The sequence below is a fragment of the Methylorubrum suomiense genome (genome assembly GCF_022179765.1).
GTDB lineage: Bacteria > Pseudomonadota > Alphaproteobacteria > Rhizobiales > Beijerinckiaceae > Methylobacterium > Methylobacterium suomiense.
Map to the genome: position 1 here is coordinate 303,978 of NZ_BPRE01000005.1, position 24,842 is coordinate 328,819.

Genomic DNA, 24,842 nt, shown 5'->3' on the forward strand with positions numbered 1-24,842 from the left:
CGGGCACAGGCGGCGGGGCTCATGGAGCGGGGCTGTCCGGCCCATTGGCCGGACATCGTGATCCGGCCCTCGTCGGATGCCGACGTGCCGGCGATGATCGCGATCTACGAGCGCCACATCCGAAAGGGCGTCGGGGATACCGGCGACTTCGAGGAGGAGCGCCTCCTGCCCGACGAATTGAAGCGGCGGCGCAAGAACATGCGCAGCAAGCGCCTGCCCCATCTCGTCGCCGAGCGGGACGGGCAGGTGGCCGGCTACGCCTATGCGGTGCCGTTCCGCAAGCGCCCGGCCTACCGCTTCACCCTCAAGCACTCGATCTACGTGCACCCGGACCACCTGCATGCGGGCATCGGCCGGCGCCTCCTGCCGGCGCTGATCGAGGCCTGCGCGGCCGGCGGCTACCGGCAGATGATCGGCTATATCGACGCGAAGAACGAGGCGTCCCTGCGCTTGCACGAAGCCTGTGGGTTCGCCCGCGTCGGCTATCTCCCGGCCATCGGCTACAAGTACGGGCGCTGGAGCGACAGCGTGATGGTGCAGTGTCCGCTCGGCTCCGGCGCCGACGACCAGCCCCAATCCTGGCGCAAGCCGGAGCCGGCCGGCCCGGCGGAGTGAATGCCGGCCGGACGTGCGCGATCCGGTTCCCAACCCATCCCCCTCATCCTGAGGTGCCCGTGAAGCGGGCCTTGAAGGAGGGTTCCAGTCTGCTCGCGATCCCTGGAGCCCTCCTTCGAGGCGACGCTGCGCTCGGCGCCTCAGGATGGCGGGGTGTGATCGGAATAGGTTTCAATTGCTGGTGACGTCGCTGGCGTCGTCGGTGCCGCCGACCTTCATGTCGCTGCCGAGGGAATAGATCTCGTAGGGTTTTCCGCCGGAGCCGGGGGAGCGATAGAGGTAGGGCTGGTTCCACGGGTCGATCAGGCCGCGGGCATCCCGCAGATAGGGGCCGCGCCACCCCGCGCCGGTGGACTGGACGAGGGCCTGCAGCCCCTGCTGGCCCGTCGGATAGGTGCCCTGATCGAGATAATAGAGTTCGACCGCTTGGGCGATGTTCTTGACTTGGATGCGGGCCGTATCGCCGCGCGCACGGCCGAGATAGCCGAGCACCTGCGGCGTCACCATCGTGGCGATCATCCCGATGATCGCCAGCACCACCAACAGTTCGACCAGTGAGAACCCTGCCTGGTCAGCGTCGGACCGGGTGACGATACATTGGTCGTCCCGAGTCGCGTCGTCCGTCATCATCAATCCCGCTCCCGTCCGTGGGCAGAATGGCGACGATTTCCAAACAAGCCCTGACTAGAGCCGACAGCTCGCCGTTCCCCTGGATTTCTTGATATTTGATATTTGTTATCGGATTCCTGCGACGGTCCCGACCGAACCGGCGGGCTGTGCCCCGCGCCCGTGCGAGCGCCCATGTCATCGGCCCTGCATCCGCAACCAAAGCGTTGGATCCGGCCCGTCGCAGTGGTCGCGCTCGTCCTGCCGCTGCTGCTGGTCGCCGTCCCGGCCAGCGCGGCCGATGCGGCACCGAAAGTCCTGACCCTTCCTCTGCCGGCGCCGTTCCCGCCGATCCGGGTCCTGACCCTCTTCGTCGGCCTCCACCTGATCGGCCTGTGCTTCGGGCTCGGCGGGGCGACGATGCTCGATTTCTGGATCCTGCGGTGGATGCGCTGGGGTGGCCTGCCGCCGGAGATTGCCCGCACCTTCCTGTTCGTCAGCAAGGTCGTTTCGGTCGGAATCGTCCTGCTCTGGATCTCCGGCCTCGGTTTCCTCGCCCTCTACAGCGTGGAATCCCCGGAGAAGCTGTCGAACCCCAAGCTCCTGGCGAAATTTATCATCGTTCTGGTCCTGACCGTGAACGGCCTGCTGATCCACGCCCTCGTCCTGCCGAGCGTCCTGCGGGACGTGAGCCGGCCGATGTTCGAGGGCGTGTCGCACCTGACCACCATCGTGTTCCTCGTCTCCGGGGCGGTCTCCGGCGTCTCCTGGTACGCGGCCTTCGCCCTCGGGCTGATGCGCGAGCTGAACGGTCGCGTCTCCACCGCGCTGCTGCTCTCCCTCTGGCTGGTGGCGGTCGTCACCGCCGCCCTCGGGGCCTTCGCGTTCTGGCAATACCTGCTCGCCCGCAGCGCCCGCGGCGAGATGGCGAAGCCCTCCCCCGACTCGCGCCCGCTCGATTTCGGCGATACGCCCCCGCCCCATCCGATGCGGGCGGTGCCGATGACCTTCACCCAGGTGCCGGAGAGCCGCATCGTGCTCATCGGCCGACGCTGAACCCCGCGCATGACACTCGATCCCGGCGCCCTTCTCCTGGCCTTCCTGCCGCTGCCGATCACGCTGGCGCTGAGCCTGATCGACCTGCGTCGCCGGATCCTCCCCAATCCCCTCAATCTCCTGCTGTTCAGTCTCGGCCTCGCCGTCGCGGCCTTGCGCAACCCGGATGCGCGCATTCTGGCTGCCTGCGTCGCACAATCTGCGGCGGCGTTCCTGTTGCTCTGGGGCCTGCGCGCCCTCTACGCCCGGCTGCGCGGCCGGACCGGCCTCGGCTTCGGCGACGTGAAGTTCGTCGGCGCCGCGACCGCCTGGATCGGGCTCGGCGGATTGCCCTTCCTGATCCTGATCGCCAGCATGACGGCCCTGGTTGCCCTGGCCGGGGCGGCCCTTGCCGGCCGGCGCGTGACCCGCACGTTCCGCTTGCCGTTCGGGCCGTTTCTGGCGATCGGGCTGCACGCCGCCCTGCTCGCGGGACACGTGCCCTGACGCTCCGTCGCCCTCAAGCCCCGACGAGCGGTGCGCGGTTGATCCCGACGCCCGAGACCCAAACACCGAAGGACCGTCCCTTCGGACCTACTGCGCCAGTTGGCCGACGCTGGTGATCGCCCCCATCACCGAGATGATCAGACCGCCGATCAGGCCGCCGACCGTCACGGTGACCAGCGGGGTCATCAGCGCCAGCAGGCGGTCGATGCGCTGGCGGGTCTGGGTCTCGTGCATCTCCTCGGCCCGGAACTGGACGCCGAGCGGATAAACCGCCGCAGCGCCGAAGCCGAGCGCGGTAGCTAAAAACCATTACCAATCATAGGCTTGAGCATATGTACAACGTACGCACGAAGCTAGTGAAAACGATTGTTCGACGGTTCTGTCACACTTGGGTCACAACGGACGGCAGATGGCTACGATCAGAAAGCGTAACGGCAAATGGCAGGCCCAAGTCCGTATCAAGGGTTCAGGGGCCCTATCGCGAACGTTCCTGACGAAAGCAGATGCACAAGCTTGGAGTCGGTCCCTTGAAGCAGAAGCCGTTCGACGTGGACTGCCGGTCGGGTTGAAAGTTCTCGACTCAATGACAGTAAGTCATATCCTTATCCGATATCGCGATGAGGTTACGCCAAACAAACGTGGAGCGGTAAGAGAATACGTTGCGATTCGGGTGATGCTAAGATCGGACATATCCAAAACTAAACTATCATCTCTCTCAGCTGCGGTCGTAAATAAATACATCAAGAACCGCCTAGCTACCGTTAAACCCGGAACAGTTCGCCGAGAACTAAGCATACTACAACACGCACTTGGAGTATCTCGCAACGAATGGGAGCTTCCTTTACAATCCAATCCAGTCGCAATGTCTAAAAAGCCGCAGGCTGCTGAAAGCAGGACTAGACGACTAGAGGCGGGCGAATGGGAATGCCTGCGAAATGAGTGTGCACAATCCGGGAACGCGCAGTTATTGCCTATGGTGGAACTCGGTATTGAAACTGCAATGCGACGGGGTGAAGTATTATCTCTGCAATGGAAAGACATCGACTGGAACAAAAAAACGCTTCTCATACATATAACGAAGAATGGTCACGCTCGGACGATCCCACTCACGCCCAGAGCACTACAAATCATCGAGGCGCAGCGGTCGATAAAGCATCATTCGGACTCCCGTATTTTCCCAACAACAGAAGCTGCAATAAAGATGGCTTGGCGTCGGGTTATTCGTCGCTGTTGTCTTATAGACTTTAAATATCACGATCTTCGTCACGAAGCGATAAGCAGATTTTTTGAGCTAGGATTAAGCATACCGGAGGTTGCTTTGATCAGCGGGCACCGTGATACGAAGATGCTGATGAAATACACCCATATTCGGCCTGAGAACGTGAGCCAAAAGCTTTTAAGGCTGACCGAGGCCGCCGCTATTGTCTTGTCCAGCAACAGAGAATAATGCCAAGCAACTGATTTGGGCATGCGACCTATGCACTATGTTTGTTGGACGCGATTGAATGCAATCGCGCAACACCAGTCGGACCAATATATCAAACACCGTCTTTACCAATGCTTCTTTACGCTGGTAAAATCTTCCGACTTTGCAACGTTAACGCAATCGCTCTGCAACGGCTGTTATATAAGCAGGTTATTAGTGAAAGTATATCTTCAACCGCTTCTCTTATAACAAGCTGAAAGCCTTTAATATCGCAAATCATCCGCGCTCGTATTGTCCGATATTTGTGCAGGATCGGACAAACGAACTCGCACTGATCTTACCTGAGCAGCTATCGTTTCTGACGTCGAACCATATGCAGCTATTTGAGGCGCGCGTTCCGGCATAATCGTCCTCCCACCCTTGGCTACTATTCTTTTGTGAACATTGCTCTGTCATTACTGACTCACTGATTAGCGCTCTCGGCGCACAATATCAGCTATCAGCAAGGATGATTGCCATATTATTGCGGCGATGAGAACTCACGTATTTGCATACTGAGTTTATGTCGGCAATGTATTGCATTTTTACAGGATGATCAACGCACAAAATGTATAATCAAACCCAAAACACCGGCAGACTTGCAGCTTCAGACGAGATTTTAGACAATAATACTCACGAATGGCAGTCCAAAGACTGTGTGTTTTATTATGACTCTCGTAGGGCTGGCGGCGGAAAGACGTATGATATTGTAAGCGCAGCCTGTCAGCGAGCAGCAAGAGGGCAAAAGTGCCTTATTGTTCAACCAACAACTCGACTGATCGACGAGACGTTCCAAGAGGTTAGCTTTCGATTTCCACTGATAACCGTGCACAAGTTTCATTCAGACGATGGGAACAGTGTCAATGTAAGTTCAAGGGTTATGGCTTACCTCAACAATGCCGATCTTGGCGGGGTAGTGTTGTTTGTCAGCCATAGAACTCTCATCAACCTACCTTACTTTCACCGAAGGAAAGATTGGGCAGTATTCTTGGACGAATGCCCGAATGCGTTTGAAACTTTTGATGATCGCCTTCCGGTCAACCACACTATCATCACTGACCACGTTCAGCTTGTTGACTTCGCCAGCGCATATAGTCGTGTTGAAGTTACAAATCACCATGCTTTGAGTATGACTGCGCGAAATCAAAGCCAAGACTCCATTTTAGCACAAGTGCAAGACTTAGCGAAAATCCTAGTTTCACCCAACTATGATAGCTACGTTAATATCGAAAAGTTCGAAACTCTTAAAAGAAAATCTTCAAATGACGGACGACTATCAATCTTCTCAATCCTAAGTCCGAATCTGCTGAGAGGCTTCGACCGCGTTACGATATCCGCCGCAAGGTTTGAGGATACATTTGCCTACCATCATTGGTCCAAATCAGGTATTAAGTTGAAGAAATCTCGCGAACTACACTCAGACACTACTTCTCTTATCCACCCCTACAATCCAAGCATTGCGATTTACTACGGGTACGAAGTTAGATATTCAAAGTATCTACGTGATCGTCTTGGTGGCGATAACACACCAATAATCGCGGCTGCAACCAAGCGACTAGGAAATGACAGATTTGTGAGAGTTGAAAACAACGATGTTAAGTTGACGAGTCCCCTCGGTAAACTGGCAGGAGATAATCTAATACCCGGCATTTCTCATGGTCTGAACTGCTACAAGGATATTCATCATGCGGTGACTATCATTGCCGCGAACCAGACGCCAGAAGCAAGTAGGTTCCTGAGGGAATACTTCGATTTCGACGATGATAAACAGTTCACTGCATTCACCAATCACAGTGTATATCAAGCGATTTGCCGAACATCCATCCGCCAAAATGATCAAGCCCATAACAAGATTTGGATAGTTGCCTCTAAAGACACAGCCGACTGGTTAAGTGAAATCTTTCCAGGATCGCGTGTTGAATCACTTGGACTCGTTCAACCAGTGCGCAAACAGGTCGGTAGGAAGCGCACCCATAAAACTGATAATGAAAGAAAGAATGCATCCAAGAATCGTTCTCGAGTCGAGCTTTCACTCGCCTCGGGCTTCGCCCAGAACATTGATGCCTCATACTTTCAAGGGATTGATTATCTCGAGAATGGCGACGAATCAGCTATAAAAGATATAAGTCATTTCGTCGCCCGATTTAGGGCGTCATACTTTAGGGATTATTTTTCAACTGATCCATATGTCATCTGCAAAACGGAAAGTCAGTTCATCACATATCTAAGGGACCATTCTAAAAATGTATACACAAGCAAAAACGAAATACCATGTGTAAGCGGTGCCATGTTTGACGTCAATAAATCCACTGATACAAATAGAGGCAACATCAATGTCGAGTTCGTTCGAGGTATCTGGATTGATATTGAGAAGGGAACGATGACTCATGGTGATTTCTCTCGATCATTCCCGCTTCTTCATTTTGTTGCCTATAATACTTTCAGCCACACCAAAGATAGGCCACGATTCCGCATATACATTCCAACGAGTAGAGTGATGACTGATTATGAATATAGATTGGTCTACGCTGAGATAATCTATGTCCTCGAATCAAAAGGGTATCGATCTCAGAAGCTTTTAGATGCCGCTTGCAGGAAAACCCTTGAAGGCATCTATCACGGTATTGATCACCTTCCTCACCCATGTGCTGTTTTCGCTCTACCGTGTCAGGCTCAAGACCAATCAGGAAGTTTCTTCAAGGAGTACAAGGGGGATTGCCGTATGGCGCTTGACGTAGATAGTTGGCTTATCAACCGAATCGCTCCGGACGATGATGAACTGATTGGTTCAGCGTTTGACAACTTGGATGAGGACGGTGATCTGACCATTACCCCTGACCAACAAGCGGGTATCGATGCATCTATGAATGAATGGTACCGTGTAGGAGTATTACCGGGTGAGGGTCATGATGCGCTCTTCGCCCTGTATCATTCATTGTATGCTATGAAGCTTCATCCTCGAGCGATCTCCGAACGTCTGTCCGAGGCAGCACGATCCGCTTGTTCGCCGAAAGACAGGCAGCGGCAGGCAGACCGATTGATGACCGGGCTTAGACGCTGGCATCAGTCACGTCATCATCATTTTCTGTAACAACCAAGGATTACCCGAGAATATAATGCTCGGGTTATCCCGAAAATACACTACTTTGTGACACCTAAATCTACTTTTCTGTCGTTCGACGACTTAGAAACTGTGCCTATCGTCATCTCCCAATCAAGGTCGGCCAGGGTCGAACCATCTAGACCGATGCGGATACCTCGATTGGGAGCAAGGTTGATGATGATTGAAACCGGTCGTCCGAACGATGGGAGTTCCGTGCCCCCATATCGATCAAGCTTGGCCTGTAGTCCTGCCAATGCTTGATCGATGTACGTGTCTTCCGGCTGCGACAGGTCGAAATCGATACGTTTTAGATTCACCGCTCCTATCGCCCATATCGTCATAAGCGACGTGGGCGGCCAGTTCGCTGTCTCGATCACGGCATAGGGGATGAAGGGTTCGTCACTCATCATAGGCTCTCCGTGAAGAGACGATCCGCCAACCCTTCGATCCGATCATTCCAGGCGAGCATCTGCCGCCATCGTTCGGGAATGCCTGACAGACCGTAGAACGCACCGGCAAGCTGGCCCGTGATCGCCGCCGTAGTGTCAGCATCATCGCCAAGGTTCACCGCCTTGAGGACGGCCCCCGAGAAGTTGCCTGACGATCCCATGCACCATAGGGCAGCTTCAAGGGAATGGAGAACGTAGCCGGAGGATCGGATGGCGTCCCGGTGCTTCCCTTTCCATGATCCGTTGATGATCGCCTGCACGCCATCACAGAGAGGATGGTCGTAGGATGGGCTCAGAACGTCCGTGAGAGGCTTTCCTTGGATCGCTGCGGCAAGGATCGTAGAAAAGGCTTCACAGGCGTCCACTGCTTCGTGAGCGCCATGGGTCGTGTAGCTTTGCCGTCTTGCTGCGTCCCTCAAGCGATCAGGATCGGTCCAGTAGCGTAGTGAGATCGGTGACAGACGCATCAGGCTGCCGTTCCCTGCGGTCATCTTATCCGTCGGACCTGCGTGGATGTCCCCAATCTGTTCGAAGCGGGTAAGGGCCGTCGCAGTTACGTTGCCAATATCGAAGCAGTGTCCCGTGACGGAGTTCTCACCGTCCCTGAACCATCGGCAGAAACGTTCAAGAAGGTCGCGTTCATCGAGGCCGTCATGCGCAATCAGACTGTCCGCAAGGCACAATGCCGTTGAGGTATCGTCGGTCCATTCACCCGCCTTGAGATCGAAGGGACCGCCGCCAACCATGTCTGTGATGGGATCGAATGTGCCTCGCTGCTGGAACTCTACGGTCGTTCCGATAGCGTCACCCACGGCCAAGCCAACGAGGGCGCCAAGCGCACGGTCCCGGATCGTGTCTAGTGTTGTTGATGGGAGGCGTTCAGAGATTGGCCGAATACCGTGGACATGGCGTTCCTGCTCGACCGTCTCGATAGCGCCTGGACGAGCCTCGCGTACCCTCTGAATGGCAACCTCAGAATCGACGCCAAGCTCGACCAGCAGCCTTGCCGCTATGGTGCCGGCTCGACCCAACCCACCCTTACAGTGGACGAGAACGTTGAAGCCGTTCCGCAAGCGTGACCGGAGCCCTTCGCCGACCGTCACCCATGCTGCTTCAAACTCGTCAGAGGGTATTGCAACGTCACGGATAGGTAGGTGGAGCCAATCAATACCTTGAAGCTGGCATTCCGCCTCAAGCCCGCGAACCTGTAGGGCCTCGATCTCGTGATCCTCGATCAGTGCGACTAGTGTTGTTGCGCCCCATTCGGAGATCGCCCGGATGTCCGTTGGGAGATTTCGAGACCACGAGCCGGTGAAAGAGTCCGCCTGGGTTTTGCCCGGACAGAAAGTGACGCCGATCTGTCCTAATCCATCGGATAAAGGGATCGTCGCTATCTGCAAGGGATGCGTAACACTAGTACGTGGCTTAAGCTGACTTTGACGCCCAAATGCTGTAGAAAATGTATGGTATCTGTCCTCGCTCATATGTGCCTCCGCGCTCACGATGGCAGAAACAAAACACTTATACAAATACATTAATAGGAAAGACGGGACTGATAGCCAACCAATCGCAGCCGATCGACCCTTGTTGCTTATCACACCGTAAGCATTAGGAAAGTACCAAACGCAAAAAATAGTATCATTAAGCTCTATATGAAGTATCGAAGCAAAAGCTCTCAACGTTGACACAACAACGCTGTTTGATGCGTATTATATCAGTTCGGAAATGATTCAGCCTTGATCGATGATAAGAAGGCGCTTGCAGTTAGATCATCGTAGTTGGGTACCATTGATATTAGCGCGCTTCTTCCTGATCATTTAGCGCGCCCGTGGCGGTCTTGGCTTTTTTGTTTTTGCAATGGTAGCCCGCCGAGCCGAGTATTCCGGAGCGGTCATTGGGTAGCTGTCCGGTAATCCATATCTAATACGATAACTTTGGGGAGTCATGTCATGCTGTTTTAAGTGTCGTTTCAGCAGCTTGTATCGCTTTCCATCGATAAACGAAATCAGAGCGTCTGGCTTGATTGATTTTCTTATTTGATCTTGTGTGGGTTTCTCAATATGATTAGCGGGCTTCGGGGCATCTAACCCAGATGCCAAGTTAGCAAGAATACTATGAACGCGGTGTATCAGATCAGGAAGCTCATTTGTTGATACAATATTTTTACTAACATAAGCCACCACGATACTAGTCATACGGTCGGCAATCTTGTCGCGCGCGTCCTCACCAACTTCGTTATTCTTATGCATAGCCGCAAACACTCTAATATTGCTATAGACGAAGACTGCTTCAAGCAGTCGCCACATGTCTACCTATATTATATAACATATGATTACATATATGCAGAAATGAAAAACACGTTACTGGATGATTGTACGCTATCGAACGTTTCATGTTTGGCAGCCGAGAAGCGGGTCATCCTCAAGCTCACGAACGGTCGGATGCGGCCTGTCGGCCAACCAGTCCGCCGTGCCCTCTCGCGTCACTGTCAGATGTTTTGTTTCTGGGCCTCCGAATCAATGATCCGGTAGACTTGCATCCGTGAACATCCGAGAGCCTTGGCTATGGCGGCGGGACCATACCCCTCTGCCTTCATCGCCATAACCTTCTCTCGGTCCACCCGTCGTGTCCCACCCTTATAGAGACCCTTCGCTTTCGCGGCTTGGATGCCTTCGCGTTGTCGTTCAAGGATGAACCTGCGCTCCATCTGACTCACCATCCCAAGGACGGTCAGGACGATCCTCCCGCTCTCGCCACGGGTTGAAACGTGCGGATCGAGGACGGTCAGATATGCGCCGCGCTGATCGAGTTCGTGGACGATATTGAGAACGTCGCGCGTATCACGGCCAAGCCTGTCAGCGCGGACCACGACCAGTTCGTCACCCTCGCGAATGAAATCGAGAATGGCAGCTAGTTCGGTGCGACCCTCACGCGAAGCACCGGACACCTTCTCTGAACGGATCGGCTGGCATCCCTCGACCTTGAGCCGTTCGATCTGAATGTCGAGGGATTGATCCAACGAACTGCACCGTGCGTACCCGATCCTCGCCAAGCGTCACTCCAAGCTCTAGACCCGGTTAGGGTAACGTAACATCGAGCGACAGACAATACTGATGTTACGCCTGCGCTTAGTGAGTTTCGTAGGCGGTGTTACGTCACGTCACGGTGCAGCCTGTTGTTGCGATTTTGACATTCTATGATCTTCATAGGTTAACAGAAGCAAGTTATGACGATCGATGCGTGTCATACTTATGTCGCTGACGCCTAGCACTATCAAGGACTCTGTGCTGCTCAGCTTCGTACATGCTTCTTATTTTATAAGTAAACATGTCATCAGGCGCCATACCAAGCGAATAAAAATCTTTCTCTCGAGCTTCCTCTTCTTCCAAGTACTTAACGAAATCACCTATTCTTTCCAATCTCACTTTGACACGCTCCAACCTTTCTCGTCGAGTGAACAACCCAAACTCTCGCTTTGCTGCATCAACGACTTGGTTTGTAAATAGCTCTGAAAAAAAACCACAATCCGTTGACACCAAGTCGAGGTAGGTAAGATCCGATGATAGATTACTGAGCATGTATGTTCCATAGTTTGTGATTTTTACTGAATCAACAGAGGGGGTATATTCATCTATGCGATTACTAGCTTCAATAAATCCATGCTTCAAAAGCATATCAATATTGGCGACAAAGTCATCAGGCATAGCAAATGTTTCAACGAAGTAAGACATAAGCTCAGCAACGGCAACATATGCATGATTAGAAGCATTTGTCGCTTTGATCAAGCGTCTTAATATCCTCAAGGCGGTATAATGCGAGCCATTACGGGAATATCGTACCTGATAAATATTTGGTATGTTACTAAGAGACTCGTCATAGAAATATCTAGTAGGTATCATAACTGGCTTTATGACCTGATGTATCTGAAAACTCCAATGACCAGTAGCAAGCATTTCATCAACATTGGTGTAACCGGATAAGACAAAGCTCCTAAATAAGTCGAGAGACAGTCGTGTGTCTCCGTGTGCGCAAGCGGTTAAAAAACTTCCAAGGGGAGATCTCTCCGCAGCAAACTCACGCAAAATGATACGGAGGTACCTACAACACTCTCGCGCATGGACAGGATCAATCAAGCCAAACCGAGCTCGTCGCCTATCACTATTGAGAAGTGAAATCGTGTAGTCCAACCTTTTACGAAATACCTCAGCCGGTTTAGGCGAGCTAATATGGAAGCCTGAGTTTTGGAACGCATCAAGCAGCCCATGAATCTTCGAGTTATAAAAACGCTCTTCCCGCATAGAAATGATTGTCATACATTCTAACGCGTTTGATATTTCTTGCGCTGACGAGAAACAAAAATCCTGCATTGCGGGAGAATACTGATCTGTATTGTCCACAACGATGACGATACCACGACCCTGACTCTTCCAGTACTCCACCAAACGTTTGGCGCAGTAAGTATGGTCAGACTTCCAGCGCGCCGTAAGACTGTTAAGCTTGAGATTGTATGCTTCCGAATCGGGCGATAAACCGTAAAGCTCCTGATTAGCAGCAATCGCAAAGCGATCCTTGAATAACTCAAGCAGCTGACCGCGCTCTTGCTTTAAGATAGAGTCTTTATCGAGACGATCAACCAGGCTATTCCATATATGCGTCCGTATGACCCTTCGGTCCTCTGGTATATTAAGCAAATCAATGATAGCTGTAGTGGCATGATCCTGGAGCCATCTGGGAGGCTTATGAAATAGAAGCCGCTTTATGAAAGTCGATTTCCCTGAACCCTTGCCTCCAAATAATATGAGTACTTCATTGCGACGACCGTGTTTGATATTTTTAGTTATCCGCCCTCCTAAACGCCCGCCCTTACCTGTGTCATCTAACTGCTGTACCCCATATTCTTCAAAGTATGGAGTTAAAGAATCATGCAAGATAGTCCTCATGCCCTCTGATGTTTGGTGATAATCTCGTTGTGAGACGTAACATTTATCCATGAACTCGGTATCATCATCACCAATCACACCGAAATAGTAGTTGATGATTGGCCTGAGGGTACCAGCAAGCTTATTCGCGCTTATAGAGTACGAATATGAACTAATCTTTTCCTTAGGATAAAAGATGGCCCGGTCTTTTGCCGGACTGACTGACAGTAAGCTTGCCAGTGACATCCGTTCGGTAATAGAAGAAAATGAAAGGCTATTTACGGCCTTCGTGTATTCATCGGAAAAAAAGTTTAAGCTTCGAACCACAAAAGCATTCAGCGTTTCCCATTTCTTTCCTTTTTCAAATGTTTTAAAAAATATCCATTCGTGCCCATTTGTAATACAAGCGTGCTCGCATCCGGTATCAAAGCAATAGGTTCTAACCTGATTCATAGCCGCTTTGATATTGCCATCAGTCAGCAGCTTCGCGATGCCAATGTAACTAGATGTTTCATTGCCGCGATATGCTGATGGAAGCTCGAAATAAACGCCTTCCTTTTTGGCTTCTATAAACAACAAATCATCGCCATTGGCTTTTTTCAATACATAGTCTGCGAAACCAGGAGCAATATATTCCTCAGTTTCTGTTCTATTACGCGGCCATTTCAGTAGATCATGAATGATTGAATCTATAATCTGGTGACGGGTAGTTGCTTCGTTACGATTCCTTGTTTGAGATTCAACTATCAATGATTTAACTATTTCGATGTCATCTTTTGACACGATTGGTATCCTCGCATCTACTATTGTGTATGCTGCTAGCCGGCCTGTTCCAATATGCCGGGCCCCTACAGGCTTTTACCACAGCTAGTGATTGGGTATTTTCGAGTATCATGCGCTCATTCGTCAACAGCCGTTTTAAAGAGGCAAAAATGACACTGCGATGTGAGAGATTGCTGATTCCAACCCTTTCTCCGTCAATGCAAAGTATCGCTCAAGTAGCTGAGCGATAAATGTGGCATAAAGAAAAATATTTAAGTCCATGCCTATGATCGATCTAAGATATGATATGATATACTTTATAAGGATGATCGCTACATATGTATTGCCATCCAAATAATGTTTTAATGACTTTGGGCATCTCTACCGTTGGCTGCTTCAGGCTATCATAGAAGCTTTCGAAGCATCGCTGAGAGGCACATAAGCCTATTTCTAATAGTTGATTATATTCTTTTGCCAAACGGAATAGTGCTGAAAATCGATAAATATTGATAGGATCGTGGAGTATGATAGTCGAATATCCTTACGGGAAGCTCGATCTAGTGTCCCTCCGTAGGCCGAATCAGCTTGAGCCGACTGAACCCTTCACTGAGCGCCGGTCACAATCTGGTCACACCGTCAGTCACAAATCCCTCAAATCGAAGCGTAGGATCATAGCACAGAGCACCGAGCCTACGCCCGATTGAAAGCTCCAAGGTACTGAAAGGACGATTGTTTTACGGTTACGTGTGAACACCCGAACATACGCTCAAACCAAACTATCGTGCATCTCCTCGGCCCGGAACTGGACGCCGAGCGGATAAACCGCCGCAGCGCCGAAGCCGAGCGCCGTCGCGACGTGGTGTGACGAGGCGATCTGCCCGCTCTCCGCGATGAGCGAGACGCGCAGGCGCAGGCCCTCGGCGATCAGCCTTTGATTGACCGCCGAGACGACGATGATCAGCGGTAGCGCCGCGCGTTCCCGGGCGACATGCCGGTCGGTCAGCACCGCGATACCGCCCTCCTCGCGGGCGAACAGCGAGACGGCCTCGCCGAGATCGTCGATCGCCCGTTCGATGGCGCGCGCATTGGCGGCGGCATCGTCGAGCACGGGCCGGTAGAGGATCTCGAAGCGGCGATAGGGCGTCGCCGTCTGCTCGCGAATCTTGAGCATGTCGAGATGGGTCAGGATCGGCGAGGCGACGACGATCTGGGGCGCGGCCGGCGCGCCGATATTCGGCTTGGCCCCGAGGGCGACGCGCAGCGTCATGCCGTCGGCCTCACGGAGGGAATCGAGCGGTGGATTCGTGACTTGGGCGAAGCGCTGGGAAAAGTACTTGGCGACGCCGCCCTCCTGGTCCGAGAGCGCGTTGATCGCATTGCCGTAGCCCATCGCCGAAATGCGCTCGGCACCGTTGTCCAGCATCGGGTCCATCAGGAAGCGGAAGCTTTCCTGATTGTGGGAATAGGCGACGTAGCGCTGATGCCGCGCGAGGTCGCCGTTGTAGCGCAGCGGCGATCCCTGGCCCTCGGCGGGGATCTCGGGCAAAGCGGCGAGCTCCACCCGCGCCGCGCGCAGGAGTGCGGCGTAGTCGCGCCGGGCCGCCAGCATCTCCAGTGCGTCCAGGGTGCCGTAGGCGCGCTTCTCGCGATGATCCCAGTAGAGCATGCCGCCCGCCTCGATCCGGCCGCGCCGCAGCACGGTCTCGGGGGGGAAGGCGATCTGCCCGGCCTCCGACATCACGCAGAGGTACTCCGCCGTCTCGACGGTGCGCAGGGGCCGCAATCCCAGACGATCCAGCCGCGCGCCGATGATCTCGCCGTCGCCGAAGATCAGCGCGGCGGGACCGTCGTTCTTCTCCTCGTAGAGAGAGAAGTATTCGAGCATCGCCCGCACGGGATCCGACAGGGTCGCGTCGTTCTCCCAGGCCGGCGGCATCATCGACACCACTGCTGTGACGAGGTCGAGATCGTCCTGCATCATCCGGCTCTGCAGCGTCTGGTCGAGGCGGCAGGAATCGGACTGCCCCTTCGGCGCGACGATGCGGCCGTTGCGGGCGCGGGCGATCGCGGCTTCGGAGAGGCGGTTCTTCTTGTCGGTGTTGAGTTCGCCGTTGTGGGCCATCAGCCGGAAGGGCTGGGCCATGGACGGATGCGGGTCGGTATTCGTCGAAAAGCGCGTGTGAAAGTAGAGCGTGTGGACGCAATGGTCCGGCGCGGCGAGATCGAGAAAGTAGGGCAAGACCTCGTTCGAGTTGAGCCGCCCCTTCAGCACCTGAGTGCGCGCCGAGAACGACAGCGGATAGAAGCCCTCCAGCGACGGATCGGTGAAAGCTTCGGCCTCGATCACCAACAGGGCCCGGTAGATCGCCCGATCGAAGGCCGCGAGCGTCGTGCAGCGCGCCGGCGCGGCGAAGACCCATTGGCGGATCGCGAGCTGATGGCGCACAGCCGCCGGGCGCAACGCCGCCGGATCGACCGGCACCTCGCGCTCCAGCAGAATGTCCAGTCCCTCCTCGGCCAGGGCCGCGGCGATGATGCGCTCGGCCCGCCCGGACTGGCGCTCATCGTGGGGCATGAAGAAATTGCCGACGCCGAACCGGCCGTTCTCAAGGTCGGGGCGGCCCGTCAGCCGACGGAAGAAGACAAGGGAGAGGTCGATCGAGATGCCGGCCCCGTCGCCGACACCTTCGGACGACATGCCACCGCGATGCGGGACGGCGCAGAGCGCCTCGTGGGCCTTGCGCAAGACATCGAAAGTCTGTTGCCCGTCCTTGCGCGTGATGAAGCCGACGCCGCAGCTGCTCGTCTCGCGTGCGGGATCGTAGAGCCCATATCGTGTGTCGGACATCTTCAAGGACGGCACATCTTCCATCGCGGCACCCAAGCGGCACTTGGATTCGGCTGGAGCTGGGGCGGACAGCCTGAGCATCGGCCCTCCCATGCAGGACTAGTTCACGTCAAGTCTTCACGCAAGATCTCTCGACAAATCTATAAATGTAATCATTCTATATCAGTTTTTATGTATTCTACATTTGATCTTATGCCGAGCCCACGCGCCATCGTCGGACAGTGTGATCAGAGATGGCGGTGGGCGACGCCCCCGCTTCCCGGACGCGAGACTGCGCCGCCGAGCGCGTTCGACGCGAGGTTTTGAGCGATGGCGGCGGGGGATTGCGGGACGCAATCAGCGAGCCCGGATCGAAGGCGGGTCATTCTCCGATCGCGTCGCGGTCGGCATCCTGTTTGAACCGTGATCGGCGGGCCGCCTGAGGCTATGGCCGATCGAACGGGGCTGCGGCCCGCGCAGCCCCCAGGTCCGATCCAGCAGGACCCATCACCACCGATAGGCCACCGTCCCGAAAATCGTGCGGCGGAAGCCTTCGAAGCCGGTACCCTGGTAGAAGCCGGCCGAAAAATAGCGCTGGTCGAACAGGTTGAGCGCGTTGACCGAAAGCGTCACGCCGCTCCATTTCGGATCGAGGCGGGCGAGATCGTAGCTGATCGAGGCATCGACGAGGGCATAAGCCGGCAGGCGGTCGATATTGGTGATGTCCGTAGCCGCGCCGACATAGCGGATGCCGGCCCCGGCGCGCAGGCCCGCCAGCACACTCGAACTCGGGAAGGCGTAGTCGAGGAACAGCGAGACCGTGTTGCGCGGCGCGTTCGGCAACCGGTTGCCGAGATTGCTGCGGCCGGTGAACGGATTGACGTTGTCCTTGGTCACCTTGGTGTCGAGATAGGCGTAGCCCGCCGTCATGTTCAGGCCGTCGGTCAGGGAGGCCTTGCCCTCGACCTCGAAGCCCCGCGAGACCGCTTCGCCGGTCTGGATCAGGAAGCCGGGCGCACTCGGATCGGCGGTCGGCACGTTGGTCTGGGTGATCTCGAAGACCGACGCGGTGTAGAGCGCGTTGCCGCCCGGCGGCTGATATTTCACGCCGGCCTCGATCTGCTTGGCCTCCGACGGATCGAGCACGCTGCCGTTGCGGCGGTTGCCGGCATTGAGGGCGAAGGAGGTCGAGTAGGACAAGTACGGCACGACGCCCGCATCGAACTCGTATCCGAGTGCGGCGCGATAGCTGAGCGCGTCGGGGTTGTTGCTCGACAATCTGCCCGTCAGTTTATTGATGGATTTTGACTTCGCGTAATCCTGCCGGACGCTTCCAGTGAGAATGAAGCCGCCGACCTTAATTTGGTCTTGGACAAACAATCCGAGCTGAGAAAGTCGTCCGTCGCTCACAATATTCGGCGCGCCTGGGAACGACACGCTCGCTGGGTAAATTGGATTGTAAAGATCGATTAAAATATTATCATTGCTGAAAGTGCGCCGATCACGCCCCTGGTAACGCCAATAATCGATGCCCGCGACAACATTGTGCTGGAAGCCAAGCAGATCGAAGCGGCCTTCGACGTGATTGTCAATCAGGATCGCCTGCGAAGCCTGTATACGCTTATAAGGAATTATTTTATAAAAACGTTCTTTTACCACGCTTCCATTATTGGCACCAACAAGATTGAAGTCACTCGACGTATCGGTGAAGCGAGCAGAGGAATGGAAAATCCAGTTTTCCGCAAAGGTGTGGTCGAGGATGTAGCCGATCGATTTGGTCTCGATCGCCTCCTTGTTGAAGTTCGGTATGCCGAGGAACAGATCGCGCCGGAACCGGCCGAGGGGGCCGGGATTGAGCGAGCCGAGAAGCGGCGTGCTCTGCTCGGAGCCGCCCCGGTCATAGCTGCCGTATTTGGCGAGTACGGTGAGCGAGGTGTCGGCATCCGGCCGCCACGTGAGGGCGGGTGCGAGGAACACGCGGTCGTCCGGCGTGTACGCGACCTGGGTGTCGGCCTTCCGCAGGAGCCCGGTGAGGCGGTAGGCGAATTGCTCGCTCCCCTCGACCGGCCCGGTGAGATCGAACGTCCCCTGCACCCGGCCGTAGGAGCCTCCTTGGAGAGAGACTTCGTTGGAGCGGATGAAGCTCGGCCGTTTCGAGACGAGGTTGACGATGCCCCCGGGCTGGCCCTGACCGTAGAGGACCGAGGCCGGCCCCTTAATGATGTCGATGCGCTCGTAGGCGTAGGGCTCGATCTGCTGGTTGTAGGCGTTGAAGCCGGCGCGCAGCCCATCCTCGTAGACGTTCTGCAAATTGATGCTGCGGAAGCCGCGGATGGTGAAGACCGGCGCGCCCTGGCCGCCGGGATAATCTGTCGCCTTCACGTTCGGCGTATAGGCCACCGCCGTCTGGATGTCCTGGACGCCGCGCACGTCGAGTTCCTCGCGGGTGATGACGCTGACGGCGGCGGGTGTATCGAGGATCGAGGTGTTGCTCTTCATGCCGGCGGTGGAGCGCCGCGCCACGAAGCCGGTCGTGCCGAAGGTCGGGCTCTGACCTTGAACCGAGATCTCGTCGAGGACTGTCTCGCTCGCCTCAGGGGGCGTGATCGCGCCCGTGCGATCGACGGGGCCGATGGTCACCGTGTCGGCATCGCGAAAACGGTAGGTGAGGCCGGTGCCGGCGAGCAGCGCGGTCAGCGCCTCCCGGGGCGAGAGCGCGCCCTGCGCACCGGCGGAGCGGGTGTCACGGGCAAGCCGGCCATCGACGAAGAACTGGATGCCGGTGCGGGCGGTGAACTGGACCAGCGCATCGGCGAGGGGCTGGGCGGCGATGTCGAAGCGGGTGCGCGCCGCCGCGTCCGCAGGCCCAGCCAGCGCTCCGCCCGGACCCGACAGGCTCGCCAGGGCCAGCGCCAGAGCGAGCGTGCCGACGCTCTGGCGCAACGCCTTGCGCAGACCGCTCTGCTGCCCGCTCTCCATCCTGATCCGACCCATAGCCCCACCGTCTTCCTGCCCGCTTGTGCGGGTCCGCCGATTGTCGGGAGGGCGTCGCGAAGGACCCTCCATCAGGGAGGACCCCCGGCACGGGCGGAAGGACTATCGGGACGGCAGGATTTTTCGGCGCAGCCCGCCTCAGGCGGCACGGACCAGCGTGAGCAGCGGCGTCAACCGCGTCACGCGGATCGGGAGGGCCTCGCTCAGGATGTCGAGGGCCGCGTCCGCCCGGCGCGCATCGAAGGCGGCGGTGACGGAATGGCGTTGGAGGTCGCTACCCAGGAGCACGATGCGTCCCCGCCGGTAGCGCTCCAGCTCGGCCACGGCCCGCGGCAGCGGCGTGTCACGGAAGACGATCCGATCCTGGCGCCAGGCCGCCACGGTGGCGAGGTCGGCCGGGGCCAGCACGGGTGGGCGGGCGGGGTCGCATTGCGCCTGCCAGCCCTGCGCCACATTGAGCGGCGCGAAGCCCCGCGCCTCGACCGAGACCGCCTGCGCCTCGGCCGTGACGGTGACTGCATCGTCGATCCGCTTCACGTCGAAGCGCGTGCCGCGCGCCTGCGCCGTGACCGGTCCGGCCGATACCGTGAAGGGTTGCCCTAGCGGGACGTCGAAGAACCCCTCGCCCCGGAACAGCACAACCCGCCCGCCTTCCGGCGGGCCGTCGAGGGAGAGCGCGCTGTCGGTGCCCAGTTCCGCCCGCACGCCGTTGGGCAACGGCACGGTTCGGCGCTCGCCGATCCCGGTCCGGTGATCCGCGAACAGGTCCGGCCGGCTCGCGAGACCGGCACCGCCGCCGGCCGCGAGTCCCGCCGCGACGCCGCCGAGGAGAAGCTTGCGCCGGTCGAGCCGGACGCCGCGCCGTCCCTCTTTCTGCTCGGCCACGACGTCGAAGCGGTCCCATAACGCCTTGGCGCGGGTGAGCGCGGCGGCGTTGGCCGGATCGGCGTCGCGCCACCGGGCGAAGCGGCGGCGGTCCTCGGCGCTCGCATCGTCATCCTGCATGCGGACGAACCATTCCAGCGCGGTCGTCATCCGCGCATCATCCGCCTCTTCGGGCGGGGGCCGCGCCCCATCGCGCAGGGTGTTTCCGGAATGAGACATCGCTGGCGTTTCCCGCGGCGCGGCTCCGCTCGCTCAAGCAGGGCCGAGGGTCCGATCCAGGGAAGCGAGCGCGGCGACGAGTTGGTTGACGACGGTGCGCGGCGCGATGTCGAGACGGGCCGCGATCTCGGCATGTGACAGGCCCTCGAAGCGGCTCAGCACGAAGATGTCGCGCCGCCGCGGCGGCAAGGCTGCGACCGCCTCGAGAAGCCGACGCAACTCGCTGCGATAGAGCGTCACCGCTTCGGGCGAGGGGGCGGCGTCGGCGATCTGGGCGAAGGCCTCGTCCGACAGGACCGTCTCCCCCCGTCGGCGCAGGTCGCGCAGATGGTTAAGGGCGAGGTTGCGGGCGGCCGCCATCAAGGTCGCGCGACCGTGCCCGGGACAGCCGCTCACGAGAAGCCGCAGGAACACCTGCTGCACCAAGTCCTCCGCACCGGCGCCGCCTCTCAGAAGCCGGCGCACGAATTGGGAGAGCCGTCCGCGCTCGGCCGCATAGAGGGAGCCGATTGGGTGCGCCCCGACATCCATCATCTCAGTTCCGCTCAGGTCGTGTTCGCGGGGAAGCGCCGCTCCGGAAGGGTCCTGCTCGACGGTCTCTCTAGCTATGCGGAACTTAAATTGCTGAGCAAGAACAATATTTTGTATTTATTCCAATTGAGGAATGTCTCTGCGAATGACCGCCACAGCCATCTCTCAGAGCGAATTATTCAAATAACGCCACGATCAATAATTTTGAGAACCGGTATTGAGACTATCGCGCCCCTGCAAGCGCTATCCGGATCCTATACAGGATCTTATCGCAGCACTCCACGCCTTATTACAATCATGATGATCGTTTCAGACATGATGAGGCGATCTGAGAAGATACAATCATCATACTATACTCTGAGATGGTCCGTTGCCTGATAGCACAGGGTGCCCGTCCTCCGGGGTAGGGTCCCTGAGGGCGGGGCAACATCCGACGCACGCCGTCGTGACATCCGCCAACAGACGGGTCACCTGGCCACGCCCATTCGGGCAGCCAGCCCGCTCCCCCTCTCCGAAGTCTTACCTCGAAGGCGAAGGCTCAGGAGGCTGTCCCCGAAGATCCGGATGGGACGAAAAACGGGAATCGAGCGTCTTCGATCGATGCCCCGAGAGCCGGTCCAGGGTCACGCTCGATCAGGCCGAGGCTTCCTTGCGAACGTCTTCCTCCCTGTCACCGCAGCCATTGAATACAAATTCGCAAAAGTCCCTCTCATCAAACTTCGCAATCATGCCATCAAAATCTGGAATATGTTTCTCGGTTTTTGACCGCCAAGCCAAAATACTGACTCGATTAATTGCCCATTAACTTTACTTGGCGAACCTCAATCCAAGACGCCATGCAACAAATCGTCTGCACCGTATTGCCTTAGCCGCAATAGACGCTGCGAACCTGCCTTTAGACATACCCAGAAACCGATCTTGGGCCGCACAAGACGCCCTCGATAGCCTCGAATTGCCGCGGCGTTGCGGTCAACGCCGTGTTGAATGGACTTGCCCGCATGTCTGCTCTGTTTCGGCTTTCCCACCTGCTGCGCTTTCGGCCGAATGGCTGCGACCTGCTGGCAACCACCGCACTGACGCTCGGGCTCGGATCGCTGTGCTGTGCGCCGGCATGGGCGCAAGCGGCGGGCGTGAACGTGATCGCGACCGACCCGATCATCGGCAGTCAACTCCTGGGAACGGCGGCGAGCACCGCCACCGCGCTCGGCGGAGGCGCCACCGTCGCCGCTGACGGAACGATCAGTGCGCCCCGTTACGTCGTTCAGGGCACGGGCCACGGCAGCGTCGGCGACGCGTTCGGCGCCACGGATCGGGCTCTCTCGGCCAATGCCGCCGCCATTGCTGCCGCAACGACCGACCTGTCCGGCCTGCGCCGGACGATCATCGACGGCAGCATCGGCCTCGTTCAGCAGGATCCGACGAGCCGCACCGTCACCATCGCCTCGGCCAGCGCCGGCACCCAGATCGACATCACCGGCCTTGCGGGCAACCGCCGCCTGTCGGGCCTGGCCAGCGGCACGGTTGATTCGGACGCCGCGACCCTCGGCCAGCTGCGGTTGAGCGGGAGCGCCCTCGTGCGAGGCCTCGGCGGCGGCGCAGCCCTCGATGCGGTGACCGGCACCGTGACGGCGCCGATCTACAGCGTCGGCGGTCGCCTCTACGGCGATGTCGGCTCGGCGCTCGCCGCCACCAACGCCCTCTCCGTTCAGTACGTGCCGGATGTGAATGGCGTGGCGACCGGACGAATCGACCTGTCCGGCAGGGGCCCGGGCGGCCCGGTGGCGTTGCAGGGCGTGGCGAACGGGCGCGTCGTCGCCGGCTCGACCGACGCCGTCAATGGCGGCCAACTCTCCGCGACCAACGCGGCCGTTGCGGACCTTTCGCTGGCGATCGGATCGGGCAGTACGGGTCTCGTGCGCCAGGACGTGGCGAGCCGCGGCCTGACCGTCGGGGCGAGCACAGACGGCGTCACCGTCGGCTTCGCCAGCGGGACGGGCCAAGCCCGCACGCTGACGGGCGTCGGCAACGGCCGCATCGCCGCCGGCAGCCAGGAAGCGATCAATGGCGGGCAGCTTCAGGTCGGACTGTCCGCCACTGCAACCGCGCTCGGCGGCGGTGCCCGGCTCGGCGCCGATGGCAGCCTGATCGGCCCCCGCTACACCGTGCAGGGCAACACCTATGGCGATGTCGGCTCGGCGCTCGGCACGCTCGACACCGCCGTGACCAACATGACCAGCTCGGGCAGCCGCTACGTCGCGGTCAACAGCACCGGCAACGTGGCACGGGCGACGGGCAGCGAGGGTGTGGCAGTCGGAGCCGGGTCCGTCGCCAGCACGGCGGGCGGTGTCGCCCTTGGCTCCGGCGCGGTCGCCGATCGGGCGGGCCTGCGGGGCAGCCGGGAGGCTTTCTCGGGCACGAGCGTCGCGTCGGTGGCCGGGGCGGTCTCGGTCGGCACGGCGGGTGGCGAGCGGCAGATCACCCATGTCGCGGGCGGCACGGCCGAGACCGACGCGGTCAATCTCCGCCAGCTCCGATCGACGGGCGACCAGCTTGCGGCCGCGCTCGGCGGCGGCTCGGGATTCGGGGCGGACGGGCGCCTGACGCAGCCGCGCTACGCGGTGCAGGGCAAGAGCTACGACAATGTCGGCGCGGCACTGGGGGCGCTCGACACCTATACGGTCGCCTACGATGTCGACCCGGCCACCGGCGGGCGGGGGCAATCCCTCACCCTGGCCGGCGCCGATCCGAACAAGCCCGTCCTGATCCGCAACGTCGCCGACGGCATCGCGACGACGGAGGCGGCCAATTTCGGACAGGTGATCCGGGCCAAGGGGGAGAGCATCGCCTACACGGATGCCAAGTCCCGGGAAACGCTCGCCGCCGCCGCGACCTATACCGACCAGCGCGTCGCGCCGCTGCAGAACCAGATGGCGGGCTTCGGCAGCCAGCTCGCCGATCTCAACCGTCAGATCGGCGATGTCCGCACCGAGGCGCGGCGCGGGGCGGCGATCGGGCTCGCGGCGGCGGCGCTGCGGTTCGACGACCGTCCGGGCAAGCTCAGCGTCGCGGCGGGCGGGGGCGTCTGGCGCGGGGAATCGGCGGCCTCGTTCGGCCTCGGCTACACCCTGCCGGACGGCTCGGCGCGCGTGAACGCCACCGGCGTGACGGCCGGACGCGACTTCGGCGTCGGTGCCGGCGCCAGCTTCACCCTGAACTGAGGCGCCGCGCGTGGATCGGTCGTCCCGAGGGCATCGGCGCCCGCCATCGCGCGTGAGCGGGACGGCGGGCCTGATCCTCGCCGCGTCGCTGCTGGCATCGGCGCCGGCGGCGGCGCAGCTGCGCGGCCGCCTACCGGACGGCGACGCCGCCGCCGCGCCGCAGCCGGACTTCCGGATCAAGCCGGCCGAGGGCGCTTCGGCCGAGCCGGGGATCCGCCGGGTCATCCAGACCTTCTCCGGCTGGACCCTGATCTGCGACGAGGCCAAGCGCACCCGCGTCTGCAACGTCTCGCAGACGATCCTCGCCGGGGACGGCTCGCTCGTCTTCAGCTGGTCGCTGGCGGCGACCTCGGGCGGCGAGCCCGTCTTCGTCCTGCGCGCGCCGGTGAAGGATGCCGCGACCCGCACGGTGGCGATCACCGTCGACGCGACCCGGAGCGTGATCCGCCTCGACCGGTGCGACGCCCAGCTGTGCCTGGGCTTCCTGCCCCTCGACGCCCGGCTCGTGCGGGGGATCCGGTCGCGCGCGACCGCAGCCATCCACTACGGGACCGCCGAGGGGGGGCAACCTATCGCCTTCACGACCTCGCTCGACGGACTCAAGGCCGCCATGGCGAGCATCCGCTAAGGCGGATCCCGTCGCGTTCCGGCGAACGAAGGCGTTGCCCGTTCCGGCAAGTTTCGATGTCGGGCGAAGATCGGCCCCG

At 58.5% G+C, this 24,842-nt stretch carries 17 protein-coding genes and 1 pseudogene; 7 read left to right on the forward strand and 11 right to left on the reverse strand.

The window, feature by feature from the left end:
* Positions 1-21: 21 nt before the first annotated feature.
* Entirely contained in the window at positions 22-615 is a 594-nt protein-coding gene (locus MFF26_RS10350; RefSeq protein ID WP_137830588.1) for a GNAT family N-acetyltransferase, read from the forward strand.
* Positions 616-786: 171 nt separating this feature from the next.
* Here the strand turns inward: MFF26_RS10350 and gspG are convergent, their stop codons facing one another.
* Entirely contained in the window at positions 787-1,242 is a 456-nt protein-coding gene (gene gspG, locus MFF26_RS10355; RefSeq protein ID WP_137830587.1) for a type II secretion system major pseudopilin GspG, read from the reverse strand.
* 225 nt (positions 1,243-1,467) lie between these two features.
* Between gspG and MFF26_RS10360 the strand changes: the two genes are divergently transcribed.
* Together MFF26_RS10360 and MFF26_RS10365 are read left to right on the forward strand one after the other, a co-directional pair.
* Positions 1,468-2,277 carry a hypothetical protein gene (locus MFF26_RS10360; protein WP_238307940.1) on the forward strand — a complete coding sequence of 270 codons (810 nt, stop codon included), beginning with the start codon at positions 1,468-1,470 and terminating at the stop codon, positions 2,275-2,277.
* 9 nt (positions 2,278-2,286) lie between these two features.
* Positions 2,287-2,763, forward strand: a complete 477-nt coding sequence (locus MFF26_RS10365; protein ID WP_137830567.1) for a prepilin peptidase — start codon at positions 2,287-2,289, stop codon at positions 2,761-2,763.
* A gap of 87 nt (positions 2,764-2,850) precedes the next feature.
* On the opposite strand, the gene MFF26_RS10370 is transcribed toward MFF26_RS10365, so the two are convergent.
* Positions 2,851-2,997, reverse strand: a complete 147-nt coding sequence (locus MFF26_RS10370; RefSeq protein ID WP_238307941.1) for a hypothetical protein — start codon at positions 2,995-2,997, stop codon at positions 2,851-2,853.
* Between the two features lie 175 nt (positions 2,998-3,172).
* Between MFF26_RS10370 and MFF26_RS10375 the strand changes: the two genes are divergently transcribed.
* Together MFF26_RS10375 and MFF26_RS10380 are read left to right on the forward strand one after the other, a co-directional pair.
* Entirely contained in the window at positions 3,173-4,210 is a 1,038-nt protein-coding gene (locus tag MFF26_RS10375; RefSeq protein WP_238307942.1) for a site-specific integrase, read from the forward strand.
* Positions 4,211-4,796: 586 nt separating this feature from the next.
* Complete coding sequence (locus MFF26_RS10380) at positions 4,797-7,319, forward strand: hypothetical protein (RefSeq protein ID WP_238307943.1); 2,523 nt, start codon at positions 4,797-4,799, stop codon at positions 7,317-7,319.
* A gap of 50 nt (positions 7,320-7,369) precedes the next feature.
* Here the strand turns inward: MFF26_RS10380 and MFF26_RS10385 are convergent, their stop codons facing one another.
* The 9 genes and pseudogenes from MFF26_RS10385 to MFF26_RS10425 form a co-directional block, all read right to left on the reverse strand.
* Positions 7,370-7,738 (reverse strand): hypothetical protein, encoded by a 369-nt coding sequence (locus MFF26_RS10385; RefSeq protein WP_238307944.1) that lies wholly within the window; start codon positions 7,736-7,738, stop codon positions 7,370-7,372.
* Positions 7,738-9,264, reverse strand: a complete 1,527-nt coding sequence (locus MFF26_RS10390) for an ADP-ribosylglycohydrolase family protein (protein ID WP_238307945.1) — start codon at positions 9,262-9,264, stop codon at positions 7,738-7,740. The genes MFF26_RS10385 and MFF26_RS10390 overlap by 1 nt, the downstream gene beginning before the upstream one ends.
* Before the next feature lie 333 nt (positions 9,265-9,597).
* A complete protein-coding gene (locus tag MFF26_RS10395) occupies positions 9,598-10,086 on the reverse strand; it encodes a Ros/MucR family transcriptional regulator (protein ID WP_238307946.1) in 489 nt (162 codons plus the stop codon).
* Positions 10,087-10,268: 182 nt separating this feature from the next.
* Entirely contained in the window at positions 10,269-10,832 is a 564-nt protein-coding gene (locus tag MFF26_RS10400; RefSeq protein WP_238307947.1) for a recombinase family protein, read from the reverse strand.
* 172 nt (positions 10,833-11,004) lie between these two features.
* The gene (locus tag MFF26_RS10405) at positions 11,005-13,482 is read right to left on the reverse strand and encodes a hypothetical protein (protein WP_238307948.1); all 2,478 of its coding nucleotides are present in this window, start codon (positions 13,480-13,482) and stop codon (positions 11,005-11,007) included.
* Positions 13,483-14,248: 766 nt separating this feature from the next.
* Positions 14,249-16,309 (reverse strand): annotated as a pseudogene (locus MFF26_RS10410) (glutamate synthase central domain-containing protein); the annotation flags it as partial.
* Positions 16,310-16,795: 486 nt separating this feature from the next.
* Positions 16,796-19,282: a TonB-dependent siderophore receptor gene (locus MFF26_RS10415; RefSeq protein ID WP_171015521.1), complete on the reverse strand. Its 2,487-nt coding sequence runs from the start codon at positions 19,280-19,282 to the stop codon at positions 16,796-16,798.
* Between the two features lie 138 nt (positions 19,283-19,420).
* Positions 19,421-20,386 carry a FecR family protein gene (locus MFF26_RS10420; protein ID WP_238307950.1) on the reverse strand — a complete coding sequence of 322 codons (966 nt, stop codon included), beginning with the start codon at positions 20,384-20,386 and terminating at the stop codon, positions 19,421-19,423.
* A 33-nt stretch (positions 20,387-20,419) separates the two neighbouring features.
* Entirely contained in the window at positions 20,420-20,917 is a 498-nt protein-coding gene (locus tag MFF26_RS10425) for an RNA polymerase sigma factor (RefSeq protein ID WP_137831087.1), read from the reverse strand.
* Positions 20,918-21,915: 998 nt separating this feature from the next.
* Here MFF26_RS10425 and MFF26_RS10430 point away from each other — a divergent pair.
* Together MFF26_RS10430 and MFF26_RS10435 are read left to right on the forward strand one after the other, a co-directional pair.
* Positions 21,916-24,135, forward strand: coding sequence for a YadA-like family protein (locus MFF26_RS10430; protein ID WP_137831086.1), 2,220 nt, complete (start codon positions 21,916-21,918; stop codon positions 24,133-24,135).
* Between the two features lie 52 nt (positions 24,136-24,187).
* Positions 24,188-24,763 (forward strand): invasion associated locus B family protein, encoded by a 576-nt coding sequence (locus tag MFF26_RS10435; protein ID WP_171015557.1) that lies wholly within the window; start codon positions 24,188-24,190, stop codon positions 24,761-24,763.
* Positions 24,764-24,842 lie beyond the last annotated feature (79 nt).

What these genes read in the sequence shown, in the direction of transcription:
- MFF26_RS10350 (WP_137830588.1), top strand. Translation starts at nt 22, where the DNA reads ATGGAGCGGGGCTGTCCGGCCCATTGGCCGGACATCGTGATCCGGCCC.
- gspG (WP_137830587.1), bottom strand. Translation starts at nt 1,242, where the DNA reads ATGACGGACGACGCGACTCGGGACGACCAATGTATCGTCACCCGGTCC.
- MFF26_RS10365 (WP_137830567.1), top strand. Translation starts at nt 2,287, where the DNA reads ATGACACTCGATCCCGGCGCCCTTCTCCTGGCCTTCCTGCCGCTGCCG.
- MFF26_RS10370 (WP_238307941.1), bottom strand. Translation starts at nt 2,997, where the DNA reads ATGCACGAGACCCAGACCCGCCAGCGCATCGACCGCCTGCTGGCGCTG.
- MFF26_RS10375 (WP_238307942.1), top strand. Translation starts at nt 3,173, where the DNA reads ATGGCTACGATCAGAAAGCGTAACGGCAAATGGCAGGCCCAAGTCCGT.
- MFF26_RS10380 (WP_238307943.1), top strand. Translation starts at nt 4,797, where the DNA reads ATGTATAATCAAACCCAAAACACCGGCAGACTTGCAGCTTCAGACGAG.
- MFF26_RS10385 (WP_238307944.1), bottom strand. Translation starts at nt 7,738, where the DNA reads ATGAGTGACGAACCCTTCATCCCCTATGCCGTGATCGAGACAGCGAAC.
- MFF26_RS10390 (WP_238307945.1), bottom strand. Translation starts at nt 9,264, where the DNA reads ATGAGCGAGGACAGATACCATACATTTTCTACAGCATTTGGGCGTCAA.
- MFF26_RS10395 (WP_238307946.1), bottom strand. Translation starts at nt 10,086, where the DNA reads ATGTGGCGACTGCTTGAAGCAGTCTTCGTCTATAGCAATATTAGAGTG.
- MFF26_RS10415 (WP_171015521.1), bottom strand. Translation starts at nt 19,282, where the DNA reads ATGGGTCGGATCAGGATGGAGAGCGGGCAGCAGAGCGGTCTGCGCAAG.
- MFF26_RS10420 (WP_238307950.1), bottom strand. Translation starts at nt 20,386, where the DNA reads ATGTCTCATTCCGGAAACACCCTGCGCGATGGGGCGCGGCCCCCGCCC.
- MFF26_RS10425 (WP_137831087.1), bottom strand. Translation starts at nt 20,917, where the DNA reads ATGGATGTCGGGGCGCACCCAATCGGCTCCCTCTATGCGGCCGAGCGC.
- MFF26_RS10430 (WP_137831086.1), top strand. Translation starts at nt 21,916, where the DNA reads ATGTCTGCTCTGTTTCGGCTTTCCCACCTGCTGCGCTTTCGGCCGAAT.